Source organism: Sporosarcina sp. NCCP-2716 (genome assembly GCF_023707985.1).
Taxonomy (GTDB): Bacteria; Bacillota; Bacilli; order Bacillales_A; family Planococcaceae; genus Sporosarcina.
Genome location: NZ_BRCF01000001.1, coordinates 388,322 through 410,638 on the forward strand (window position 1 = coordinate 388,322; position 22,317 = coordinate 410,638).

The 22,317-nt window shown below is 55.0% G+C and carries 24 protein-coding genes and 1 riboswitch; of the genes, 22 read left to right on the forward strand and 2 right to left on the reverse strand.

The window, feature by feature from the left end:
- The 4 genes from NFU03_RS02000 (at position 1) to NFU03_RS02015 (ending at position 3,429) form a co-directional block, all read left to right on the forward strand.
- A complete protein-coding gene (locus NFU03_RS02000) occupies positions 1-1,449 on the forward strand; it encodes a spore germination protein (RefSeq protein ID WP_251635661.1) in 1,449 nt (482 codons plus the stop codon).
- 106 nt (positions 1,450-1,555) lie between these two features.
- Positions 1,556-2,884: a diaminopimelate decarboxylase gene (gene lysA / locus NFU03_RS02005; protein WP_251635663.1), complete on the forward strand. Its 1,329-nt coding sequence runs from the start codon at positions 1,556-1,558 to the stop codon at positions 2,882-2,884.
- Positions 2,881-2,985 (forward strand): YdgA family protein, encoded by a 105-nt coding sequence (locus NFU03_RS02010; protein ID WP_251635665.1) that lies wholly within the window; start codon positions 2,881-2,883, stop codon positions 2,983-2,985. Before lysA ends, NFU03_RS02010 begins: the two co-directional genes overlap by 4 nt.
- 75 nt (positions 2,986-3,060) lie before the next feature.
- The gene (locus NFU03_RS02015; RefSeq protein WP_251635667.1) at positions 3,061-3,429 is read left to right on the forward strand and encodes a GNAT family N-acetyltransferase; all 369 of its coding nucleotides are present in this window, start codon (positions 3,061-3,063) and stop codon (positions 3,427-3,429) included.
- Here the strand turns inward: NFU03_RS02015 and NFU03_RS02020 are convergent.
- Positions 3,426-3,938, reverse strand: coding sequence for a DUF309 domain-containing protein (locus tag NFU03_RS02020; RefSeq protein WP_251635669.1), 513 nt, complete (start codon positions 3,936-3,938; stop codon positions 3,426-3,428). The genes NFU03_RS02015 and NFU03_RS02020 overlap by 4 nt on opposite strands.
- Before the next feature lie 54 nt (positions 3,939-3,992).
- On the opposite strand from NFU03_RS02020, the gene NFU03_RS02025 reads away from it, so the two are divergent.
- The 12 genes from NFU03_RS02025 (at position 3,993) to NFU03_RS02080 (ending at position 15,922) form a co-directional block, all read left to right on the forward strand.
- Complete coding sequence (locus NFU03_RS02025; RefSeq protein ID WP_285835402.1) at positions 3,993-4,751, forward strand: segregation/condensation protein A; 759 nt, start codon at positions 3,993-3,995, stop codon at positions 4,749-4,751.
- On the forward strand, positions 4,748-5,356 hold the full coding sequence (gene scpB / locus NFU03_RS02030) for an SMC-Scp complex subunit ScpB (RefSeq protein ID WP_251635673.1): 609 nt from the start codon (positions 4,748-4,750) through the stop codon (positions 5,354-5,356). The genes NFU03_RS02025 and scpB overlap by 4 nt, the downstream gene beginning before the upstream one ends.
- Entirely contained in the window at positions 5,353-6,363 is a 1,011-nt protein-coding gene (locus tag NFU03_RS02035; RefSeq protein WP_251635675.1) for a D-alanyl-D-alanine carboxypeptidase family protein, read from the forward strand. The genes scpB and NFU03_RS02035 overlap by 4 nt, the downstream gene beginning before the upstream one ends.
- Positions 6,364-6,465: 102 nt before the next feature.
- The gene (locus NFU03_RS02040; protein WP_251635677.1) at positions 6,466-7,197 is read left to right on the forward strand and encodes a pseudouridine synthase; all 732 of its coding nucleotides are present in this window, start codon (positions 6,466-6,468) and stop codon (positions 7,195-7,197) included.
- 123 nt (positions 7,198-7,320) lie between these two features.
- Positions 7,321-7,848, forward strand: a complete 528-nt coding sequence (gene resA, locus NFU03_RS02045) for a thiol-disulfide oxidoreductase ResA (RefSeq protein WP_251636211.1) — start codon at positions 7,321-7,323, stop codon at positions 7,846-7,848.
- A gap of 15 nt (positions 7,849-7,863) precedes the next feature.
- Positions 7,864-9,519: a cytochrome c biogenesis protein ResB gene (resB, locus tag NFU03_RS02050; protein WP_251635679.1), complete on the forward strand. Its 1,656-nt coding sequence runs from the start codon at positions 7,864-7,866 to the stop codon at positions 9,517-9,519.
- Entirely contained in the window at positions 9,519-10,703 is a 1,185-nt protein-coding gene (ccsB, locus tag NFU03_RS02055) for a c-type cytochrome biogenesis protein CcsB (protein WP_251635680.1), read from the forward strand. Before resB ends, ccsB begins: the two co-directional genes overlap by 1 nt.
- Positions 10,704-10,857: 154 nt before the next feature.
- A complete protein-coding gene (locus NFU03_RS02060; protein ID WP_251635681.1) occupies positions 10,858-11,577 on the forward strand; it encodes a response regulator transcription factor in 720 nt (239 codons plus the stop codon).
- Positions 11,574-13,340, forward strand: coding sequence for an ATP-binding protein (locus NFU03_RS02065; RefSeq protein WP_251635682.1), 1,767 nt, complete (start codon positions 11,574-11,576; stop codon positions 13,338-13,340). Before NFU03_RS02060 ends, NFU03_RS02065 begins: the two co-directional genes overlap by 4 nt.
- 57 nt (positions 13,341-13,397) lie before the next feature.
- Positions 13,398-13,934, forward strand: a complete 537-nt coding sequence (locus NFU03_RS02070; protein WP_251635683.1) for a sigma-70 family RNA polymerase sigma factor — start codon at positions 13,398-13,400, stop codon at positions 13,932-13,934.
- Positions 13,927-14,940 carry a hypothetical protein gene (locus NFU03_RS02075; protein ID WP_251635684.1) on the forward strand — a complete coding sequence of 338 codons (1,014 nt, stop codon included), beginning with the start codon at positions 13,927-13,929 and terminating at the stop codon, positions 14,938-14,940. Before NFU03_RS02070 ends, NFU03_RS02075 begins: the two co-directional genes overlap by 8 nt.
- 65 nt (positions 14,941-15,005) lie before the next feature.
- Positions 15,006-15,138, forward strand: a riboswitch (FMN riboswitch).
- A gap of 199 nt (positions 15,139-15,337) precedes the next feature.
- The gene (locus NFU03_RS02080) at positions 15,338-15,922 is read left to right on the forward strand and encodes an ECF transporter S component (RefSeq protein WP_251635686.1); all 585 of its coding nucleotides are present in this window, start codon (positions 15,338-15,340) and stop codon (positions 15,920-15,922) included.
- 50 nt (positions 15,923-15,972) lie between these two features.
- Here NFU03_RS02080 and NFU03_RS02085 read toward each other — a convergent pair whose 3' ends face one another.
- Positions 15,973-16,230: a ferredoxin gene (locus NFU03_RS02085; protein WP_251635688.1), complete on the reverse strand. Its 258-nt coding sequence runs from the start codon at positions 16,228-16,230 to the stop codon at positions 15,973-15,975.
- Positions 16,231-16,343: 113 nt separating this feature from the next.
- On the opposite strand from NFU03_RS02085, the gene NFU03_RS02090 reads away from it, so the two are divergent.
- The 6 genes from NFU03_RS02090 (at position 16,344) to prsW (ending at position 22,207) form a co-directional block, all read left to right on the forward strand.
- Entirely contained in the window at positions 16,344-17,387 is a 1,044-nt protein-coding gene (locus NFU03_RS02090; protein ID WP_251635690.1) for a YpbB family protein, read from the forward strand.
- Positions 17,384-18,820, forward strand: a complete 1,437-nt coding sequence (locus NFU03_RS02095; protein WP_251635692.1) for a RecQ family ATP-dependent DNA helicase — start codon at positions 17,384-17,386, stop codon at positions 18,818-18,820. The genes NFU03_RS02090 and NFU03_RS02095 overlap by 4 nt, the downstream gene beginning before the upstream one ends.
- A 78-nt stretch (positions 18,821-18,898) precedes the next feature.
- Complete coding sequence (locus tag NFU03_RS02100; protein ID WP_251635693.1) at positions 18,899-19,645, forward strand: LysM peptidoglycan-binding domain-containing protein; 747 nt, start codon at positions 18,899-18,901, stop codon at positions 19,643-19,645.
- Between the two features lie 62 nt (positions 19,646-19,707).
- On the forward strand, positions 19,708-20,514 hold the full coding sequence (locus NFU03_RS02105) for a metallophosphoesterase (protein WP_251635695.1): 807 nt from the start codon (positions 19,708-19,710) through the stop codon (positions 20,512-20,514).
- On the forward strand, positions 20,501-21,475 hold the full coding sequence (locus tag NFU03_RS02110; protein ID WP_251635697.1) for a YpdA family putative bacillithiol disulfide reductase: 975 nt from the start codon (positions 20,501-20,503) through the stop codon (positions 21,473-21,475). The genes NFU03_RS02105 and NFU03_RS02110 overlap by 14 nt, the downstream gene beginning before the upstream one ends.
- Positions 21,476-21,535: 60 nt before the next feature.
- On the forward strand, positions 21,536-22,207 hold the full coding sequence (gene prsW / locus NFU03_RS02115; protein ID WP_251635699.1) for a glutamic-type intramembrane protease PrsW: 672 nt from the start codon (positions 21,536-21,538) through the stop codon (positions 22,205-22,207).
- The last annotated feature ends 110 nt before the right edge of the window (positions 22,208-22,317 follow it).

The following is a 22,317-nucleotide window of genomic DNA, read 5'->3' on the forward strand; positions in this document are numbered from 1 at the left end:
ATGAATCCACTATTTGCCACTAAAAGCGAAGCGGAAGCGTGGTTTGTCGATAAGTTCGGTACCGGCGAAACGTACGATGCGGTTGCCAGGGATCTGCATCTGTACGAGCAGCCGGTTCTCCTGCTCTATATCAACGGATTGGTCGACGGGCAGACGATCACCACCCTGCTGACTGAAATGCAGGAAGAGGAAAGGGGGGACACAACTTCTCACTATTCAGGTGAGAAGTTGCTCTCCTACTTCCCCTACCATTCCGTCGAACAGCCGAACAGCCGCGATGATCTGCTGACATCACTCTTAAGCGGTCTTGCCTCTTTCATTACTGAGGAAGGGTTCACCATTACGATCGATGTACGGAATTATCCGGGCCGGCAGCCGGAAGAGCCGGACAATGAGAAAGTGATCCGCGGTTCGCGTGACGGGTTCACGGAGAACATCCTGCAGAACACGACACTCATCCGCAGAAGGCTGCGCACCGAAAAGCTCCGGTTTGAAATGCACAAAGTGTCCGTTATCGGAAAAACAGACGTGGCGATCGCCTACATGCAGGGAGCGGCCAATGAACAGATGCTCGACGGCCTGCGCAAGCGTCTGGACGAAATCCAGACGGACGGGCTCACGATGACTGACAAGTCGCTGGAGGAATTCCTGTTCAAGCAGCGGTTTAATCCGATGCCTTTTGTACGGTATACAGAGCGCCCCGATATTTGTGCAGCCCATTTGCTGGAAGGCCATATCGCGCTCATCGTTGACACCTCTCCATCCGCTATCCTCGTGCCGACTACGCTGTTCGACCATTTGCAGCACGCAGAAGAATACCGTCAGGCCCCTTTCATCGGGACATTCGTCCGGTGGCTCCGCCTGACAGGTGCGCTGTTCAGTCTCCTGCTGCTGCCGTTCTGGTACTTGCTTGCGACCAAAACGCAGTACATTCCGCAATTCCTTCACTACATCGGACCGGACGATCCAGGTGCCGTCCCGCTGTTCGTCCAGCTGCTCCTGGCCGATCTCGGCATCGAGATATTGAGGATGGCGGCCATCCATACGCCGACACCGATGACGACGGCGATGGGCCTTGTCGCTGCTATCGTGATCGGGCAAGTGGCCATCGATGTCGGGCTGTTCACCGGCGAAGTCGTCCTCTACGTCGCCGTAAGCGCCATCCTGACATTTGCCATCCCGTCGTATGAACTGAGCATCACGACCAAATTGTTCAGGATCGCCCTGCTCATCGCCACAGCGATTGCAGGGGCACCCGGATTCTTCGTCATGCTTGCCGTCCTGTTCTATTATTTGAGTTCAATGAAACCGCTGAACGTCCCGTATTTGTGGCCGGCACTGCCGTTTTTCCCGAAAGCGATGATGCGGGTCATCCTCAGACTGCCGATGACGGAGGATATGCCGAGACCGTATATCACCCACTCGCCGGACCGCAGCCGGCTCCCGTAAGCCATTGCCTGCCGCCTGGAGTTATGTTAGATTTGTCCATAGATGACGCTTTTCCTGAAAGACGGGAAAGCAGGGCAGCCTGCATAATCGAGAGTGGGGGATTAAGATGGAGCTATATGGAACGCAAACAGTGAACAGCAAGGGGCATCTTGAAATCGGAGGCGTGGATTCTGTCGATCTGGCGCATATTTACGGGACACCGCTCATCGTCTACGATACGGAACTGATCAGGAAGCGTGCAGCCGCCTTCCGTGAAACATTCAGCAGGATGGGGGTCCGCGCCCAGGTCGCTTATGCGAGCAAAGCGTTCTCTTCCATCGCTATCTATGAGCTTGCGGCCGAAGAAGGCCTGTCGCTCGACGTCGTCTCGGGCGGTGAACTGCACACGGCCGTCCAAGCGGATTTCCCGAGGGAACGGATCCATTTCCACGGCAATAACAAAAGCTACATGGAACTGAATTACGCGTTCGATGAACGGATCGGCTGCATCGTTGCGGATAATTTCCTGGAACTCGAGATGATCCGTGAACTGGCAGCATCCCGGAAGCAGCAGATGCGCATCCTGCTCCGGGTCACTCCGGGTATCGAAGCCCATACCCATGATTTCATAACGACGGGGCAGGAAGACTCCAAATTCGGATTCGACTTGAAAAATGGACAGGCGGACGAAGCGTTCCGGACCGTCCTGGACATGCCTTACGTCGAACTGCTCGGGCTGCACTGCCACATCGGATCCCAGATATTCGAGACGGACGCATTCACCCTTGCAGCGCAGGCCCTTATGAAAAAGATGGAACAGTGGCGGGCTGAAGAGGGGTTCGTCTGCTCGGTGCTCAACCTCGGAGGCGGCTTCGGGATCCGCTATACGGAAGCGGACAAACCGCTCGAGCCGGCCGTCTACGTCGAAAACATGACGGAAGCCGTGCTCGCCCTGTCCGCTGAGTGGGACTATCCGATGCCTGAAATCTGGATCGAACCGGGCCGTTCGCTCGTCGGGGATGCAGGGACGACGCTCTACACGGCGGGCAGTGAAAAAACCGTTCCCGGCATCCGGACCTACCTCGCAGTCGACGGTGGGATGTCGGATAATATTCGGCCGGCCCTCTACGATGCGGATTACACAGCGGCAGCCGCCGGCAAGATGGATGCTCCGCATGACACGGAACTGACGATCGCGGGGAAATGCTGTGAATCCGGCGACAAGCTCATACAGGCAGCCCGGCTTCCGCGTATGCAGGAAGGCGATTTGCTCGCGGTATTCTGTACAGGTGCTTATACTTACTCAATGGCTGGCAATTACAACCGGCTGCCCCGCCCGGCAGTCGTATTTGCAGAAAAGGGACAGCACCGCCTGGTCATCCGCCGCGAAACCTACGAAGACATGACCCGGCTGGATCTCTCCCTGCAGCAGAAGGTGAGGAAAGAGCAGTCATGAAGAAGAAGAACTTGATATTATTCGCCATCATCATCGTCGCGGCACTCACGTGGGGCGCACTTTACTGGTATTTTGTTGTGCCGGTGATCGACCCTCGCTGAAGACGCAGGTTGAAAAAACAGGGCGTTTCCGGTAAAATCAGCAATAGGCAATGTTGGAAAAGAGAAGGGGTACCCATGAAACTTGTACGATACAAAAAAACATACCAAAAAATAGCGATGGGTTTCCTGTCCTATATTCCAGGAGATTATTCCGTCAAGCAGCTGCAGGAAATACTCACCCGCTACGAGACAGAAGAGAACTGGGAACTGTTTGTCGTAAAAGAACAGGAAGACCTTATCGGCATCATCGGCGCTGAACTTGCAGAAGATACACTGACCGTCCACCACCTGTCCCTGAATCCGTCTTTCCGCGGAGAAGGGATCGGCAGGGAAGTCGTTACGAAACTCCAAGAAGAGTATCCGGACAAAGCAGCGTCCGGTAACGAATACACCGACGCATTTGTAAGCAGATGCATCCTGGAAGAAGCAAGAGCGGAACGCTAGCGTCCGCTCTTCTTCTTTTCGTCCCGGAGTCTTAGAATATCCGTCCGGTCCCGCAGCATATGTTTATGGATGACAGGGTCGCTTCCGGCCGGCAGAAGGGGAAGTGTGAGGGCTGCAGCCTGCGTCTTCCCGGCGAGGTCCGGGGAAAGCCCCCTGATCGCAAAAGGCTTGAATGGCTGACGGTCCCGGATGGTGCGGACAGCATTATCCATGTCGAGCAGAAGTCCGTCGAGATCGATCTCTTCCGCATAGTCCGGAAAGAGCGGGATCGCCTCCCTGAACCGCTGCTGCGCTTTATGCAGTGTCCTCGAACTTCCTTCGAAGTTTCCGCGCCGCCAATGATACATGCCGGTCGTCAGGAGGATGAACGCTGTGAGCGGATGGATTTTCGTATGGGCCGAGACCGACTTCCAATAGTCCTCGAGCACTTCGTGTCCTTCAAAATAATCCCCGTTCGTATTAAAATAGACTAAAAACTGAACAAATAGCGGATGATGGTAAGGGTGCATGAAATTCTCCTTTATGAATAAAATCCGTCTGCAAAAAGCAGAGAAGGTGAAATGATGTCATACAATGTAAAACTGGAAGCTTTTGAAGGTCCGCTCGATCTGCTGCTCCATCTCATCAACCGGCTGGAGATCGATATCTATGACATTCCGATGGCTGAGCTGACGAACCAATACATAGAACACCTGCATACGATGCGGGTCCTCCAACTCGATGAGCTCAGCGAATACCTTGTACTCGCAGCCACCCTGATCGAAATCAAGAGCAAGATGCTGCTTCCCGTACACGAAGGCGATGTCTTCGACGACGACGGAACGGATTTCGAGCCTGAAGAAGATCCCCGGGAGGAACTCATCGCGCGCATCCTCGAATACAAGCAATATAAAGAAGCAGCCGTGCAGCTCAAGGAGTCGGCAGAAGAACGTGCTGTCCATTTCACGAAACAGCCGTCCGACATGGAAAACTACGGCAGTATCCCGCAAGCGGATCCCGCTGAGGAACTCGATGTCTTCGACCTGGTCAGCGCCTTCCAGAAGATGCTGCACAGAAGACGGCTGAAGGCCCCTCTGTCAGCCAGTATAACAAACAACGAACGGTCTGTCGGGGAGAAGATGGATGAAATCATGGGTGTAATCGTCCGGAAAGGCGGCCATTGTGTGTTCGACGAATTATTCGAAGAGGGGGATACCGGCGGATTGGTTGTTACTTTCCTGTCGATTTTGGAACTCATGAAACGCCGGGACGTCGTTGTCCGCCAGCAAGGCAACTTCGACCGGCTGCTTATTTCGCTAGCTATTGGAGGAACTGAAGGATGAATGACAGCAAACGGCTGGCAGCAGTATTGGAAAGTTTTTTGTTCGTAGCAGGAGAGGAAGGGCTGACGCTCAAACAGCTGGCGGCTCTGTCGGTCTGCACGGAAGGTGAAGTGACCGAAGCGCTCGACGGCCTTCTGGCAGCCTATGAAAGCAGGGAAGACAGCGGCATCACCCTCCGCCAGTACGGCGGCGGCTTCCAGCTCGTGACAAAAGCCGAGTTCGCGGAAGATATGAAACGGCTTTTCGAGAATCCGCCGGCCAAGCTGATGACACAGGCCGCATTGGAAGTGCTTGCGATCATCGCATACAAACAGCCGGTGACCCGGGTGGAAGTGGATGAAATCCGCGGGGTGAAATCGGAGCGGGCGATCCAGACACTTGCATCGAAAGGGTTCATCACCGAAAAAGGCAGACTGGAAGCGAGCGGCCGTCCGATCCTCTATGCGACGACCCCGTATTTCCTGGACCGTTTCGGACTGAATTCGCTGGAGGACCTGCCGCCATTACTGCTCGAAAACGAAGAGGAGGAAGACACGGATCTCTTCTTGACGAAGTTCCAGGATATGCTGGAAGCACAAGACGAAGAAGGAGGCAGCGATGCTTGAAGAAAGCGGTAGTGCGACTGACACTCATTGTTCTGCTGTTCAGCATGGCAGTACAGCCGGTGACGGCGGCTGCAGGTAACTCATCATGGGCGGTGATCGACGCGGATACCGGCCGGCTTCTCGACGGCTTCAACCCGCACGAACAGCTGCCCATCGCAAGTCTGACGAAAATGTGGACGGCACTGACGTACTTGGAATCGGGTGTGACGGAAGAAGAGACGGTCATCACCCCGCTTGCCGCATCCGCGGAAGGGTCCTCCATCTACTTGGAGCCCGGCAGCAAAGTGAAGGCTGAGGACCTGCTGTACGGCCTCATGCTCCGTTCCGGCAATGACGCAGCCGTGGCGCTCGCCGAACACGCAGGCGGATCGGTGGAAGGGTTCGTCCGGCTCATGAACGAGCAGGCGGAACTGTACCAGCTCGATAATACCCATTTCACCAACCCGTCCGGCCTGCATGATGAGACGCATCTGTCCTCCGCCTATGACACAGCCATGATGCTCTATTACGGCATGAAGAACAAGGAATTCCGCAAGATCGCGTCGGCTGAACAGTATACCTTCCGGCAGGGCGGATCCGTCGTCTGGCAGAACAAGCACCGTCTTGTCGCAGCCGAGACGGATGCCGTGGCAGGCAAAACCGGTTTCACGAAGGCGGCCGGCCGGACACTCGCGACCTATTTCGAAAAGAACGGCAAGCGGGTCATCGTCGTCACGCTGAACAACGGCAATGACTGGAATGTACACAAAACACTCGCCGACACCGCGTTCAGGACGCATGACGTGGTCAGAATCGCGAAAAAAGGGAGCTACGCCGTGCTGCCCGGTGTGACAGCGGAACTGAAGCAGCCGATCGAGCTGCTGCTGACGAAAGAGGAGAGGAAACAGACGTCCTCGGTCATGCGGCTCCCGACGGATACGGAGACCGGAGACACCGGACAATGGATCGTCATGCTTGACCGGGAACCGGTGGTCACAGCAGCTGTCAAGTTGAAGAGGATGGAATAGCTCGGCTGACCGGGCAGCTGTTCGATCAGCTGCAGTCGGTCTTCTTTTCATTTGCATGGAAATGTGACATAATTTTTTAGACTGAAGAATGAGGTGACGGAAATGGAAAGACTGCAAAAAGTGCTGGCACGTGCGGGGGTTGCATCCCGGAGGAAGGCTGAAGGACTGATCACGGACGGTAAAGTGAAAGTGAACGGACAGGTTGTCACGGAACTCGGTTCGAAAGTGACCGCGTCGGACCGGATCGAAGTGGAAGGCATCCAGATTACGAAGGAAACTTTCGTCTACTATCTGCTGTACAAGCCAAGAGGTTATATCTCGACGGTCCATGACGAAAAAGGCCGCAAGACGGTACTCGACCTGATGCCCCTCGTCGAACAGCGGATATTCCCTGTCGGACGGCTCGATTATGATACATCAGGCATCATCATCATGACGAATGACGGGGATTTCTCCTATACGATGACCCACCCAAAATTCGGCATCAAAAAACAATACATCGCGAAAGTGAAAGGGATTCCGACGCGGGAAGCGCTGAAGAAGCTCGAACGCGGCATCGAACTCGAAGACGGCCTGACAGCACCTGCACATGTCAAACTCCGCTCGATGGACAAGAAAGCGCAGACAGCACTTGTCGAGATCACGATTTCCGAAGGACGGAACAGGCAAGTGCGCCGGATGTTCGATGCAATCGGCTGCCCTGTCGTGAAACTGCGCCGGGAATCATTCGCCAACCTGACGACATACGGCCTCAACGCCGGTGAAGCCAGGGAGCTGACTCCTCATGAAGTGAAACAGCTTCGCGTCCTTGCAGAAACAGGCACGATCGGCTGAAAACCGGCCAACTGTCACAAAACGCTCACGAACCACTACGATTAAAAAACACAGCTTTGCTATAATGGAAGATGCTATGTGGTTATCGTGAGAAAACTGTATGGGGGTAGAGAAGTGGCTAAAATGGACAAAAAGAAAAAGCGGCTGTACATTCGGGGCGCCCTCCTGTTAGTTATGGCAGCGGCCATCGTCTTTGCACTGACATCGAACAAGGAGAAGAAAACACTGGCAGTCGGTGATCATGCTCCGAATTTCGAACTGACCGATATGGACGGGAAGAAAGTGAAGCTGTCCGATTACGAAGGACAAGGTGTCTTCCTGAACTTCTGGGGGACATGGTGCCCGCCTTGTAAAAAAGAAATGCCGTACATTGAGAAGCATTTCAAGGAATTCACCGATAAAGGCGTCCAGGTCCTGTCCGTCAACATCGGGGAGTCCGAATTCAAAGTGGATACATTCATCGAACAGTATGGCTTGACCTTTCCTGTCATGATTGACAAGAACAAAAGTGTCAGCCGGAATAGTTACAACGTTGTTCCGCTTCCGACAACCATGCTCATCGATAAAAACGGAGTCATTCAACAGATTATTACACGGGAAATGAGCGAAAGTGAAATTGTTTCTCTCATGGAGAGCGTTCAGCCCGAGTAAGGAGCGGGGTACCTAATGAGCAAAATCAAATGCCAATGCGGGCATGAAAATCCATTCGGAACCGTCCTTTGTGAAAAGTGCGGACGTCCGCTTACAGAAGAGGCAAAAGACAGCAGCATGGTGGACATGCGCTATGAAGGTTCTGCACGTCGCTCGCAGACGTACAAGAAGTCGATAATCGACAAAATTTGGAATTTTTTCTCCAGTGTGAAAATAGGAGTCAGCATTATTATCGCGGTTCTGTCCACCTCGGCGTTAGGAACAATCTTGCCGCAAAAGTTCTATGTACCGGTGAATGGCAACGATCCGAATGCGTATTTAGATTACTATGAGCGGCTTTATGGGACATTCGGTAAAATTTATTACCACCTTGGCCTGTATGATATGTACAACAGCTGGTGGTTCAAGATCCTGATCGGAATGCTCGGGACATCGATCATTATCGCGAGCCTTGACCGCGTCATCCCGCTTTACAAGTCATTGAAAAAGCAGCGGACGAAGCGGCATCCGTCGTTCATGAAGCGCCAAAGGATCTACGGGGAAGAACCTGTCGTCAACCCTGACGAATCTCTCGTAAATGCCGAAAAAGCGCTGAAAGACATGCACTATAACGTCAAGACCGAAGACGGCGCAATTCTTGCGGAAAAAAACCGGTTCGGCCGCTGGGGTCCGTATGTCAACCATACCGGCCTCATCATCTTCCTGCTGGGTGTCCTCATGCGCGGCCTGCCTGGATTCTATGTCGATGAAACAATGTGGATCCGGGAAGGCGAAACACGTGAAATACCCGGCGCACCGGGATACTTGCTGGAAAACGTAGCGTTCACCGTTGAAACCTATGACAAAGAGAGTGCAGATGCCGTCTTCGGCGAAGCCCTCGATAAGAACGGCGCCATCGTCAGCAACTTCCAATCTGACGTCAAATTGTACAAAGAAAAAGAGAACAGCCTACCAGGATCAGAAGATGTGGAATTCATTAAAGAGTATCCAATCGTCGTCAATAAGCCGCTGAAGTTTGACGGCTACAGTATCTTCCAGATGGACTACAAAACAGGTGAACTCAGTAAAATGAAGTTCGCTCTCCTGAACAAGGAGACGCAGAAGTCTCTCGGCGAATTCACTGTCGATCTGAACGAACCGGCGAAGAAATATGATCTCGGCAGCGGATCTTCCATCCAGCTTATGGAGTATTATGCGGATTACGACGGCATCGTCGACGGGGAACCGGTCTCTAAATCACCGGTTCCGAACAATCCTGCGTTCATCTTCAATATGATCACGCCGGAACACCCGGAAGGCGAGAAAAGTTTCGTTGCGATCCAGCAGACATTGGAAGTGGAGCCGAATGACTATGAAGTGAAGTTCCAGTCCGTCGAGTCAAGGAATGCTTCCGGTCTGACGATCCGTAAGGACAAGACACTCTACATCCTGCTGCTCGGCGGCATCGTCTTCATGATCGGTGTCATTCAAGGGTCGTACTGGCAGCACCGCCGGATCTGGATCCAAAAAGGGGAAGGTTCGGAAATGATGGTTGCCGCACATACGAACAAAAACTGGTATTCGCTGAAGAAAGACATCGATAAAGTGAAAGAAACAGCTGCCCTTCCGGCGTATACTGACAAACAGGACAAAGATACAGCAGCTGATACGATGGAAGGAGAGACAGTTTAATGGATTATGCATCACTGAGCGCCAATTTACTATTTGTCTCATTTATCGCATACCTTGCAGGGACCTTCTTCTTCGGAGGGGCCGTCAAGAGTTCGAAAACTGAGAAATCCTACAAAGACAGCATGTGGGGGAAGATCGGGATTGTCATTACGATCATCGGCTTCGTCTCTCAGCTGGGCTACTTCATCACCCGGTGGATGGCTTCCGGCCATGCGCCGGTCAGTAACATGTTCGAATTCACGACAGCATTCAGTATGATGCTTGTCGGCGCGTTCATCCTGATTTTCTTCATCTACAAAACACCTTCGCTCGGGCTGTTCGCACTGCCGATCGCAATTGTGATCATTGCGTATGCGAGTATGTTCCCACGGGAGATCACACCGCTGATCCCCGCGCTGAAGAGCTATTGGCTCACTGTCCACGTCATCACGGCGGCTATCGGTGAATCGATCCTCGCTATCAGTGCGGTCGCCGGACTGATCTTCCTTGCAAAAAACATCGACCTGACGAAGAAATCGAAAGAACGTTTCTGGCTGGAAGCTGTCATGTTCACGATCGTTCTCGTCCTCGGATTCGTCGTCTCCTCCACAGCGTTCTCGCTGTCAGGGTACGAGGCCGACTTCAACTACATCGATAAGAACGAACAGCCGGCTAAGATCACGTATAATTATCCGCCGCTGTTCGGGATGCATGACTACGAACAAGTGACAACCGATACGATGAAACCTTGGTTTGAAATGCCGTCCATCGTGAATGCGAAAACGCTGACCACGTTCGTCTGGTCGGTGGCGTCCGGCATCGTGCTCTATCTATTGCTCCGTCTGATCTTCAGACGTCCGATCGCAGCCCTGCTTCAGCCGTTCGCGAAGAAGGCGAACTCGCAGCTGATGGATGAGATCGGCTACCGTTCCGTGCTGATCGGCTTCCCGGTCTTCACGCTCGGTGCGCTCATCTTCGCAATGATCTGGGCACAGGAAGCATGGTCGCGCTTCTGGGGCTGGGACCCGAAAGAGGTCTGGGCGCTCATTACGTGGCTGTTCTATGCAGCCTTCCTCCACCTCCGCCTGTCGCAGGGCTGGGAAGGGAAGAAATCCGCGTGGCTTGCCGTCGCAGGGTTCGTCATCATCATGTTCAACCTGATCGCCGTCAACCTGATCATCGCCGGCCTTCACTCTTACGCATAACCTCAAAAAGACTGCACAGCCTAACCCGCTGTGCGGTCTTTTTACGGTACGGCGCTGCAGCTGTCATCAGGCGGGCGGGACAGGGTATAGTAGTTTCTTTTTCGCTATAGGACAAGTACAATGAAAAGAGCAGGTTTGAAAGGGGCAATCGTCAATGGATGAAAACGTCAAATTGCTCGTCGTAGACGACGAAGACCGGATACGCCGCCTTCTCACGATGTATCTATCCCGGGAAGGCTATGAAATGGAAGAAGCGCAAGATGGAAGAGAAGCATTGGAAAAAATAGAGGGAACCCAATATGACTGTATCCTGCTCGATGTCATGATGCCGGAAAAAGACGGCATGGAAGTGCTCCACGAATTGCGCGCCGCCGAAGATCAGACACCGATCATTCTGCTGACGGCCAAAGGGGAGGAATCCGACCGCGTCACCGGGTTTGAAACAGGGGCCGATGATTATATCGTCAAACCGTTCAGTCCGCGGGAAGTCGTGCTGCGCGTGAAAGCGCTTCTGCGCCGGACGGGATCTGTCAACGGTGCGCAGGCAGCCGCCACATCGAAGGACCTGGTCGTCTTCCCGCAGCTTACGATTGACCACGATGCACACCGGGTCACTGCGGAAGGGAAAGAAGTGAGCCTCACGCCGAAAGAATACGAGCTCCTCTATTTCCTGGCCAAAGCACCGGATAAGGTGTTCGACCGGGAGCAGCTGCTGAAGGAAGTGTGGCACTACGAATTCTTCGGCGACCTCCGGACCGTCGACACCCATGTCAAACGTCTCCGTGAAAAACTGAACCGCGTTTCGGAACGCGCCGCGAAGATGATCGTCACGGTATGGGGCGTCGGGTACAAATTCGAGGTACCTTCCGAATGAACCGAATATGGAACTCAATCGTCGGGAAGCTATGGGCAACCATATTGCTTCTCGTTTCATTTGTCTTGTTCATCGTGACGGCGCTCCTGCTCGAGTTCTTCGATAATTTCCATACGCGGCAGGCGGAGGAGACGCTGATGCGCGAAGCGAAGACGATCGGCAGTGTCATCGAGGATCATGAAAACGAGAATGCGATGCAGCTCGTCGTCCGGGACATCCTGAACAACGGGACGAATGCGATGGTCATCGGCAGGGGCGGAGAGATCGCCTACTCGTTCCACGAGGATTCCGGGAAGATGGGTCCGATCGAACGTGAAGTGCTGAAAGACACTGAATTCATCCGCCTCAGCGGGACACACAGCATGTCCAAGCAGATGATCCTGCCGTCACTGACGGAACCAGGTGTCTCGGAACGGTACATTGTCAGTACAGCCCCTATCCCGGACGGCGGAAAGGGTGTCGTCCTCGTCTTCCAGAGCTTCGAAGCCATCCATGATACGACGAAGTGGACGACGCACATCGTCCTGCTGTCTGCGTTCATCGCCTTCATTCTCACGACGTTCTTCGCCTTTTTCCTGTCGAATAAGATCACACGTCCGCTCCGGCAGCTGAAAGAGGCGGCTTTCCAGCTGTCGAAAGGTAATTTTGACGCGAGGATACCCGTCAAGCAGAACGATGAGATCGGCCAGCTGTCCACGGCGTTCAATCAGATGGGCCGGCAGCTGAAGTACAACATGGAGCTCATCAAGCAGGATAAGGAGCAGCTGTCGAGCATCCTGACGTCCATGACCGATGCCGTCATCACGTTCAACCGGGACCATACGATCCTGCTCAGTAATCCGCAGGCTGAGAAACTGCTGCAGAAATGGTCTTTCACGAATCCGGAATCGGATGAACTGCTCCCCCGGGAGATCAACCACATGCTCGAGCATGCGGTCACGTTCGCGGAAGAGGTCGATGCGGAGCTCGAACTCGGCGGTCTGTTCTTCGTCGTGACAATCAGCCCGCTCTACAGTAAAAACAGTATCCGCGGGGCGGTCGCCGTCCTCCGCGACATGACCGAGCAGCACCAGCTCGACAAGCTGCGCTCGGATTTCATCGCCAATGTCTCGCACGAGCTGCGCACGCCGATTTCGATGCTGCAGGGATACAGTGAAGCGATCCTGGACGGTGTGCCCGAAACGGAGGAGGAGAACCAGGAAATGGTGAAGATCATCCATGATGAGTCCCAGCGGATGGGACGTCTCGTCACCGATCTGCTGGATCTTGCCCGCATGGAATCCGGGCACATGCGGCTTTACAAATCCGAGATGGCCATCGTGCCGTTCCTCGAGCGCATGCAGAACAAGTTCACGCAAGTCGCGCGGGATTCCGAAGTCACACTCGATGTCCGGCCGAACGGACAGGAATCCCTCCATATCCAGGCGGATGAAGACCGCATCGAGCAAGTGTTCACGAATTTGGTCGATAACGCCATCCGGCATACGCCGAACGGGGGCCGCGTCACGCTTGCGGTCGAGAAGTATCCGAAGAATGTCGCCCTTTCCGTCATCGATACAGGAAGCGGCATCCCGGAAGAGGACCTGCCGTATGTCTTCGAACGGTTCTACAAGGCGGACAAGGCACGGACACGGGGGAAGAGCGGGACGGGACTCGGGCTTGCCATCGCGAAGAACATCGTCGAATCGCACGGCGGCATGATCAGCGCCAGAAGAGGCGATACAGGGGGGACGGTGTTTACTGCTGTCCTGCCCCTGGAGTGAAACTGTGTAACCTTTTGGCGCTGATGCCGTCAAATCGGGTGATCGAGGAGGATTGCTGTGGATGAATCCGTATTTCACCATCTCTATGAGACGTATCATCGGGATGTATTCAACTTTCTGACATACTTGACGAAAGACCGGCAGCTTGCGGAAGATCTGTCCCATGAAGTCTATGTCAAAGCCATACCAGCCTACTCGTCGTTCGAACGCCGCAGCAGCGAAAAGACCTGGCTGTTCTCGATCGCCAAAAATGTCTCCATCGATCATTTCCGTAAAACTGCTGTCCGCGCCAGGCATGCCGACCAGTTTTTCGACTGGGATACGCGTGAAGTCGCTGCGTCCAGCAAAACGCCGGAGCAGGAAGCGATCGAGCAGGAAGAGATGCGGACGGTCATAGACTTGCTCGACGGCTGTACGCTCGACCAGCGGCTCGTTATCGTCATGCGATATGTGAACGACCTTTCCATTGCGGAGACCGCCGAAGCGCTCGGCTGGACCGCTGGTAAAGTCAAGACGGCGCAGCACCGGGCTCTGAAAAAACTGAGAACTGCTATTTCAACCGCTGAACCGGGAAAGGAGGCGCACCATGGGTGAGAAACATGAGGATGAGCGGCTGGAAACCCTTCTGCGGTCGCTGCCGGATCAGCCGGACACGAGGACGCCGGATGAAGTGCTGAAACGTCTGCAGAGCGACAGCCGGCTCTCCGGGGAACCGTCTCTCGGGCAGGCCGGAATCCGGCAGCGGAAACGGCGGATGGTCCCGCTGCTGGCAGCCTCGGCAGCCCTTCTTGCTGGCGCCATTGTAATCCCTTCCGTATTAGACGGCGAGAAAAGTACCGACCAGTCAGCGGAGCAGAGTACCGCGACTGTGGATCATGACAAAGAGGAATCGGAGGAAGCCGCCGGTCAGCCGCCTGCCGCAGAATCCCGGATTTTACTGAATGACTCGGCGGAAGCGGGACGGTATGCACTGTACAGCCTGGACGGCGGAAGTGTCCTGAATGGCCGCCTGCCGTCCGCGCAGTCGGCGGACATCCCGGTATCCGTCGTTTTCAACGCAGACCAGCTGCGTGCGAAAGGCCTTCCCGCCGATGCACCGGAACAGCAGCTGGCAGCTGCGTTTTCATCGGACCTGGCTCTGGAAGCGATGGGGCTGCCGGCATTCCGGCCTGTCGGATCTGCTGCGGCGTACAAAGGTGCAAGTGCGCCGTACTTTGTCTGCACCGGCCAGGACGGCCGTCAGTTCCTTGCGCCTTACACAGACCGGCAGGCAGAGACGTTCGTCGAAGCGGCCGAAATGATGAGGACCGCACCGGATGATGCGTTTACATCAGCCATCCCGGCAGGCGCCTCGTTCACTGTCAGGCAGGACGGCAGCACCGCCGTGCTCACATTCGACCCGGCAATCCAGCTCGAGGGACTCGGACCGGACAGGGGCATGCAGCTTATCGACAGTCTCGCCCTGACCGCCCGCAGCTTCGGAGTTGGCCTCAGGCTCGAAGGGATCAGTCCTGCTGACTGGAACGGTTTGGATTTCCGCAAGACGCTGCCGGAAGCGATCGGACCGAATCCGCAGCCGGCCATTTTGAAGAACGACTAGTCTGTAAACACACAAGTTTACAGACTGGTCTTTTTTTTGTATACTGGAGTTGTAACAAAATATTGATTCATCTTCGGGGCAGGGTGCAATTCCCGACCGGCGGAAATGGGAGCCTATGCTTCCTAGCCCGCGAGCGTAACAGCTGATTCCGGTGAGATTCCGGAGCCGACAGTATAGTCTGGATGGGAGAAGGTGAAGGCGAAGCCGTCTTTTTTGTCTGTTTGACAGCGGCTTATTTAAGCACGGGTGTCCGGTTTTCCGGATAGGACCGGTGCTTATGTAAACACGTCTTAAAACTCCCTTTAGCGAATGAGCTGGAGGGAGTTTTTTTCGGCAGACAAAAGAACCGGCAGAACCTTTCCTCTTTGTGAAGTGAATCGCAAAAGGAGAGAGTATGATGAACAGCAAGAAATTACGGGCGATGATCCTGGTCGCCATACTAGGGAGCATTTCGACGGTGCTCATGCAGTTCAATTTCCCGCTGCCGGCACTACCGGGATTCCTGAAGATCGATTTCAGTGAGATTCCGGCGGTGCTCGCCGTGATGACACTCGGACCGGTCGCAGGGATTGCAGTCGAACTGCTGAAGAACGTCCTCTACTGGTTCCTGCAGGGCAGTCCGACAGGTGTTCCTGTCGGTGAGATCGCGAACTTCGTGACGGGTGTGTTATTCATCCTTCCGATCTACGCCATCTTCAACAAGTTCCGTACTTCCCGCGGACTGGCAGCAGGTCTTGTTTCCGGGACGGTTTCCATGGCGATCGGCATGAGCATCCTCAATTATCTCGTCTTCCTGCCGGCGTACACATTCTTCTTGAATGCGCCTCCTGTGACGGGTGAAGGACTCTACACGATGATCGTGCTCGGGATCCTGCCATTCAACCTGATCAAGGGCGTGATCCTGATGATCATCACGCTGCTGCTGTTCAAGAGCATGCAGAATTGGATCGGTCAGCAGCACAGGAAACTGACAGCACGCTGAATAGCACCAATAAAAAAACAGGCTGGCCCGCGTAAAGCGGCCGCCTGTTTTTAGTCTTCGTATTTTAGAGGATCGCCGTCAAATGGAGCATCCGCAATTTTAATGGAGTCGGTCGGACAGCCGTCAAATGCATCCTCGAGGTCTTCCAGCAGTTCTTCTGGAACTTCGGTATTGCCCGTGTTATCATCGAGGATAACAAAAGCGATCCCTTCATCATCGTAGTCATAAATATCAGGCGCTGCAGCTCCGCAAGCTCCGCAGGCGATACATGTATCTTGATCTACAATTGTATACTTACAAGTAGACATGTTCGTTCTCTCCTCTTTTCTTCGCACTTGCAATTTTGTTCTTCATTCATTCTAAAACGGTTTTCAGCAGTTTTCAACCTTTACACTCTAGAAAGTGGGGATTCGTCGTGAAGTTGAGTTCACTAATTCTCAAGATTGCAGAGAAAATGGACGGTCAGCGGTCGTTGAATGGCTGTCTTCACGTCCTGCGCGGCAAACGTTCCGGGCAGACCCTCCAAGATGCCGACACCTTTTCGGTAAAACCGTACTTCTCGCTATTGCCGAAGCTTTCAGAAGCCGCGTTTACGGAAGCTGCCGGAGCTCTCCGGTCGCGGGGCCTGCTTGCTGAAAAAGAGGGGCTCCTGGAGCTGACCGATGCGGGGCGCGAAGCGGCTGCCGCACTTCCGGAGTACCGGTTCGACGGCTGGAACTATAGGGGGCGGGAAGCCGTCTTCTTCCAGCGTCTGCAGTTGGTCGTGCAGACGTTCTCCCAGCTGAGGGACGGACAGAATTCCTTCCTGCCGATCACCAATGATCGGACTGTCCAGCAGTTCGTCCGCCGCCTTATTCCTGTCAAAAAAGAGTCATGGCCGGAAACAGCCGGACAGCTTGCGGAGGAACTGATTGCCGCCATCCGGGCCTCAGGGATGTCCGACCTGCAGGCGGCTCTTTTCAGTCACCGTCTGACCGGTGCGGGTGCGACAGGATGGACATGGGAACAGCTCGAAGAAGCCGCCGGCGAGCCGAGGAACAGCCTGCAGCTCGAGTGGCTGGAAGCGCTCCACCGGCTGCTCGCCATCGCGGAAACACCGCAAGCCGAAAACGCCATGCCGCACTTACATAAGCTTTCTGAGAGTATCCGCGTGGAGACGCCGCTGACCGGATCGGCAGCGGCCACGAAAAAATTATTCGACAAAGGCTATTCGCTGGAAGAGATTTCCCGGGCCCGGCAGCTGAAGACGAGCACGATCGAAGACCATTTCACGGAAATGGCCGCGAACGTTCCCGGTTTCCCGATCGGTCTGTTCGTGACGGAAGATGATCAGCAGGCTGTCCGGCTCATGGTCAGCGATGGGGATGTGAAACGGCTCCGGCTGCTGAAGGAGGCGTTTCCGCACCTGTCCTACTTCCAGCTGAGACTTGTGCTCAGCACGATGAAAGGGGAACCTCCGGTATGAGACTAGAGCAGGAATTGAAAAAGCGTTTCGGATTCGACAGTTTCCGCCCCGGTCAGGAAGACGTGGTCCGTTCCGTATTGGACGGCAAGGATACGCTTGCGATCCTTCCGACCGGGATGGGCAAATCATTGTGCTATCAGCTCCCGGGCGACCTGATGGACGGACTGGTCATCATCGTTTCCCCGCTCGTCTCCTTGATGGAGGACCAGGCGGCTTCGATCCGCCGCCGGGGGGAGAAACGGGTGGCCGCGGTGAATGCATTCATGCCGTCAGATGAGAGGCGACAGCTGTTTGCAGAGATCGGCACGGTCAAATTCCTTTTCATCTCCCCTGAAATGATGACCCGGCCGGACATGACACGCTTCCTGTCGTCACAGCACGTTGCCCTTCTTGTCGTCGATGAAGCACATTGCATTTCGCAGTGGGGATTCGACTTCCGTCCGGATTACCTGCGGCTCGGGGATTTCATCCGCAAAGCGGGGAACCCGGTGATCCTGGCGCTTACGGCAACCGCCGACGGGCGCGTGGAGAAGGACATCCTCGGGTATTTGGAGATGAGCGATGCGAACGTGTTCCGCCAGTCGCTGAACCGTCCGAATCTGTATTACGCTGTCCAAAGAGCGGCCGGTGAACAGGAAAAGAACCGCTGGATCACCGAACGTCTGACGACGACTTCCGGTCCGGGCATCCTGTACGTGTCTTCCCGCAAGCGTGTGGAAGAACTGACGGCGCTGCTGCAGGGACACGGGATCCGGATCGCGTCCTACCACGCCGGCAAGGAGGCCGGGGACCGTCAGATGATCCAGCAGCAGTTCCTGTCAGGGGAGCTCGCCTGGATCTGCGCGACCAACGCATTCGGCATGGGCATCCACAAAGACGATATCCGGCAGGTCATCCACGACCAGATGCCGGCATCCGCGGCCGCTTACGTCCAGGAGGCGGGACGGGCAGGGCGCGACGGGAAGCAGTCGAGCGCAGTTCTCCTGTACGTCCCGGATGATGAACAGAAAGTCAGGTTCATCGTCCAGCATGACCTGCCCGACGAGGCGCAGACCGCACATTATCTGGCAATGAAAAAAAACGGGGAAGCTGCGGCATCTGCCGCGGAATTTGCCGGAATCTCCGAGACGGGCGCCCGGCTGATCGATTATTACGGCGAGCACGGCGGCGGTACGGCAGTGACGGAAATCTTCACGGGGCTGCGCTTCGACAAAGAGGAGAAGCTCCGGCAGATGATCGGCTATGCCGCCGGGCAGACATGCCTGCGCAGCAAGCTGCTGCATTATTTCGGCGAGGAGCCGGCCCGGGAGCAGATCCCCTGCTGCTCGGTGTGCGGGGACATGGCTGAGACATGGCTCGAAAGCGCATTGCCTGCCCCCGGGGAAAGGGCCTTCCTCCCCTATGAAGAACGGATCCGTCTGCTGCTTTGCTGAGGACTTGATTGGCGTTTACTTTTGCGACAAAATTCGTCATAATGAAGAGACAGCAATAGGGGATAGGAGAATGCCGCTATGACAAAAAGTGACGTTAACTCAGATTTCGAGAACAATAGACAAGCGATCGAGATAGAAGAGGAGACGCCGGAAGAACTGCCTTCCCGTGTTCAGCTCCGCCAGAATAAGAAAAATCCGCAGCGCAAGAAGAAGGGGAGCCGGAAAGGCCTGACCCTTATCAACGTGATCCTTGTGCTCTTCACTCTCATACCAATTGGAATATTTGTGTATGTCCTCTCGGATTTGTATAATCCTAAACAGGGGAATACTGCTACAGTCGACAAGGCCGGGGTGACGTTCGAGGTGGGCGATAACGATCCCGGCAAAGGGACAGGTGCTGCCGCCGGTGATGATGACGGGGATAAGGACGATCAGGGAGATCAGAGCCCTTCAGCAGACGGCGGTGCGTCGGCAGCTGAGCCCGGCTCGGCAACTGTGAAACCAGACCCGAAACCGGAGGCCAAGCCTGACCCGAAACCGGAAGTGAAACCAGACCCGAAACCGGAAGTGAAACCAGATCCGAAACCAGATCCGAAACCGGAAGCGAAGCCGAATCCGAAACCTGATCCAAAACCGCAGCCGAAGCCGGAAACGAAACCGGATCCGGCTCCTGCCGGCAAAACTCACGTTGTCGGACCTAGTGAGACTTTGTACCGGATCTCCGTGAACTACTACGGTTCCGGCAATTATGTCGACAAGATCAAAGCAGCGAACGGGCTGTCCTCCAACTCGATCAGCGTCGGACAGAAACTGATCATCCCGTAATTAAAAAATCTGGAAAAGGCAAAGTCGGGATGCTTTGCCTTTTTCATATGGCAGGTGAATCGATGAAAAACTTATGGATAGCTGCAGATGTGCTTCTGACAGGTGCCGGCGTTCTGCTGGCGAGTATGTTATGGAGCGCACATCGCGTTACAGTGAAACGGCAGCACATGTCGGTCAGTACGGATGCGGACGAAGAATTGACGGTTTTCTTCATAAGCGACATCCATCGCCGCCGTGTGCCCGGCAGACTGCTGCGGAAAGTCCGCAGCAGCGGGAAACCGGTCGACCTCGTCATAATCGGCGGAGACCTGGCGGAAAAAGGAGTGCCCGAACAACGGGTGCAGCGCAACGTCGAACGGCTTGCGGGTCTCGGGCCGGTCTTTTATATTTGGGGCAACAACGACCGGGAAATCGGCGAAGAACGGATCCGTGCGATCATCGCGGAATCGGGCGGGAAAGTGCTCGACAACGAAAGCGTCCGGCTGCCCGGTCATCCGGACTGGATCATCAGCGGAGCGGACGATCCGTCGAGCGGCAATGCGAACATAACAAAAACAGCTTCTTTCAGCGGAGCGTACATGCATCAGCTCATCGCCGTGCACAACCCGTCTTCGTTCCGCAAGTTCCTCGATCTGACCGCACCGTCCCTGCTGGTCGGCGGACATACACATGGCGGTCAGATCCGTTTTGGGCCGTTCGGCATGCAGCCGCGCGGGAAGTTCAAGGAACTCGGCAGCCATGCGGAGCTGATCAGCAACGGTTTCGGCACTACGCTTGTGCCGCTCCGCTTCGGGGCTCCGCCGGAAACCCATCTGATCACTGTACAGTACAAGAAGAGGAGTGGGAGGAAACAGCATGAACACTACTGATGCTATCATCATCGGCGCCGGCCCATGCGGGTTGTCGGCAGCCATCCATCTGCAGAAACTCGGCCTGCAGGTCGTTCTCCTGGAAAAAGGGAGCATAGTGAATTCCATCTACCGCTACCCGACACACCAGACGTTCTTCAGTTCGAGCCTCAAGCTGTCAATCGGTGATATTCCCTTCATCACAGCGAAAGAGAAGCCGCAGCGCAATGACGCGCTTGTCTACTACCGGACCGTGGCGGAGCTCGAACAGCTGGATATCCGGAGCGGGGAAGAGGTGACTTCCGTCCGGAAAGACGGCGGAAAATTCGTGATCACTTCCGACAAAGCGGTCTATACGGCGGACTACACGATCGTTGCAACAGGTTATTACGATCAGCCGAACACGCTCGATGTCCCGGGCGCTGATCTGCCGCACGTCCATCATTACTTCAAGGAAGCGCACCCGTATTTCCGGAAACACGTGCTCGTGATCGGCGGGAAGAACTCCGCAGTCGACGCGGCGCTGGAACTTGAAAGGGCCGGAGCGTATGTGACGGTCGTCTATCGGGGTTCCGACTACTCGAAAAGCGTCAAACCTTGGATCCTGCCCGGTTTCGAAAGTCTGGTGAACAGCGGCAAGATCCGGATGCTGTTTGACGCGTCCGTCGAGGAGATAACGGAAACGGCTGTCACCGTCCGGACTTATGACGGCCGCGAAGAGATCCCGTCGGACGCCGTATTCGCGATGATCGGCTACCACCCGGACTATGACTTCCTCGAGACGATGGGCATCCGGCTGGACAGACAGAGCGGCTGTCCCGAGTATGACCCGGATACGATGGAGACGTCTGTCCGGAACTTGTTCATCGCTGGGGTGATCGCCGCCGGCAACAATGCAAATTCGATTTTCATCGAGAACGGGCGGCACCACGGCGAACAGATCGCGGGGACGGTCATGGGCAGGATGGACGCGGATTTGTAATCGAACCGGTTCCGCGGCCCGGCGGTATGTTATAATCTCCCTGAATGGGGGTGCGGGCGGATGATCATATTATTCACAGTGGCAATCGCTCCGTCACTGGCGCTTTTCAGCTACTTGTATCTGAGGAAGGAAATCTCCAGTGAGCCTTCCCGGGCCCTGTTCCAGGCATTCGTCTACGGGGCGGTCATGACATTCCCGATCTTGTTCATCCAGCATGTGTTCGAGCAGGAACATGTGCTGACGAACGAATTCCTGCAAAACACACTGTTCACCGGTGCGCTGGAAGAGTTTTTCAAGTGGCTGGTGCTGCTTGTCTTCCTCTACAATAATTTTGAATTCGACGACGCCTATGACGGAATCCTTTTCGGGGCGAGCGTCTCCCTCGGTTTCGCCACTGTCGAGAATATCCTCTTCCTGCTGACGTTCGGCCTGGACACCGCCTTCATACGTGCGCTGCTGCCCGTATCGAGCCATGCGCTTTTCGGAGTGGTGATGGGCTATTACTTCGGCCGTTCGAAATTCGCGTCAGGAGACAGGCGGCAACGGTACTTGACGCTCGCGTTCATCTTCCCGTTCCTGCTGCATGTCACCTATAACGCCATATTGGAAATACATGATCTTTGGCTTTACCTGATGATCCCTTTCATGCTGTTCCTCTGGTGGTTCGGCCTGACACGGGTAAAATATGCACATGTTTTTGCAGTGAGGCAGATGCGCAGAAGAATGCGCTGACCCCGGCTGTCCAGCTATGTCGATCCCGACATGGCCGGGCAGCTTTTTCTATGCCGTAAAGCCTTATAATTTCACGGAATCCGGGCAGGATAGAGACTAGGAACCAAGAC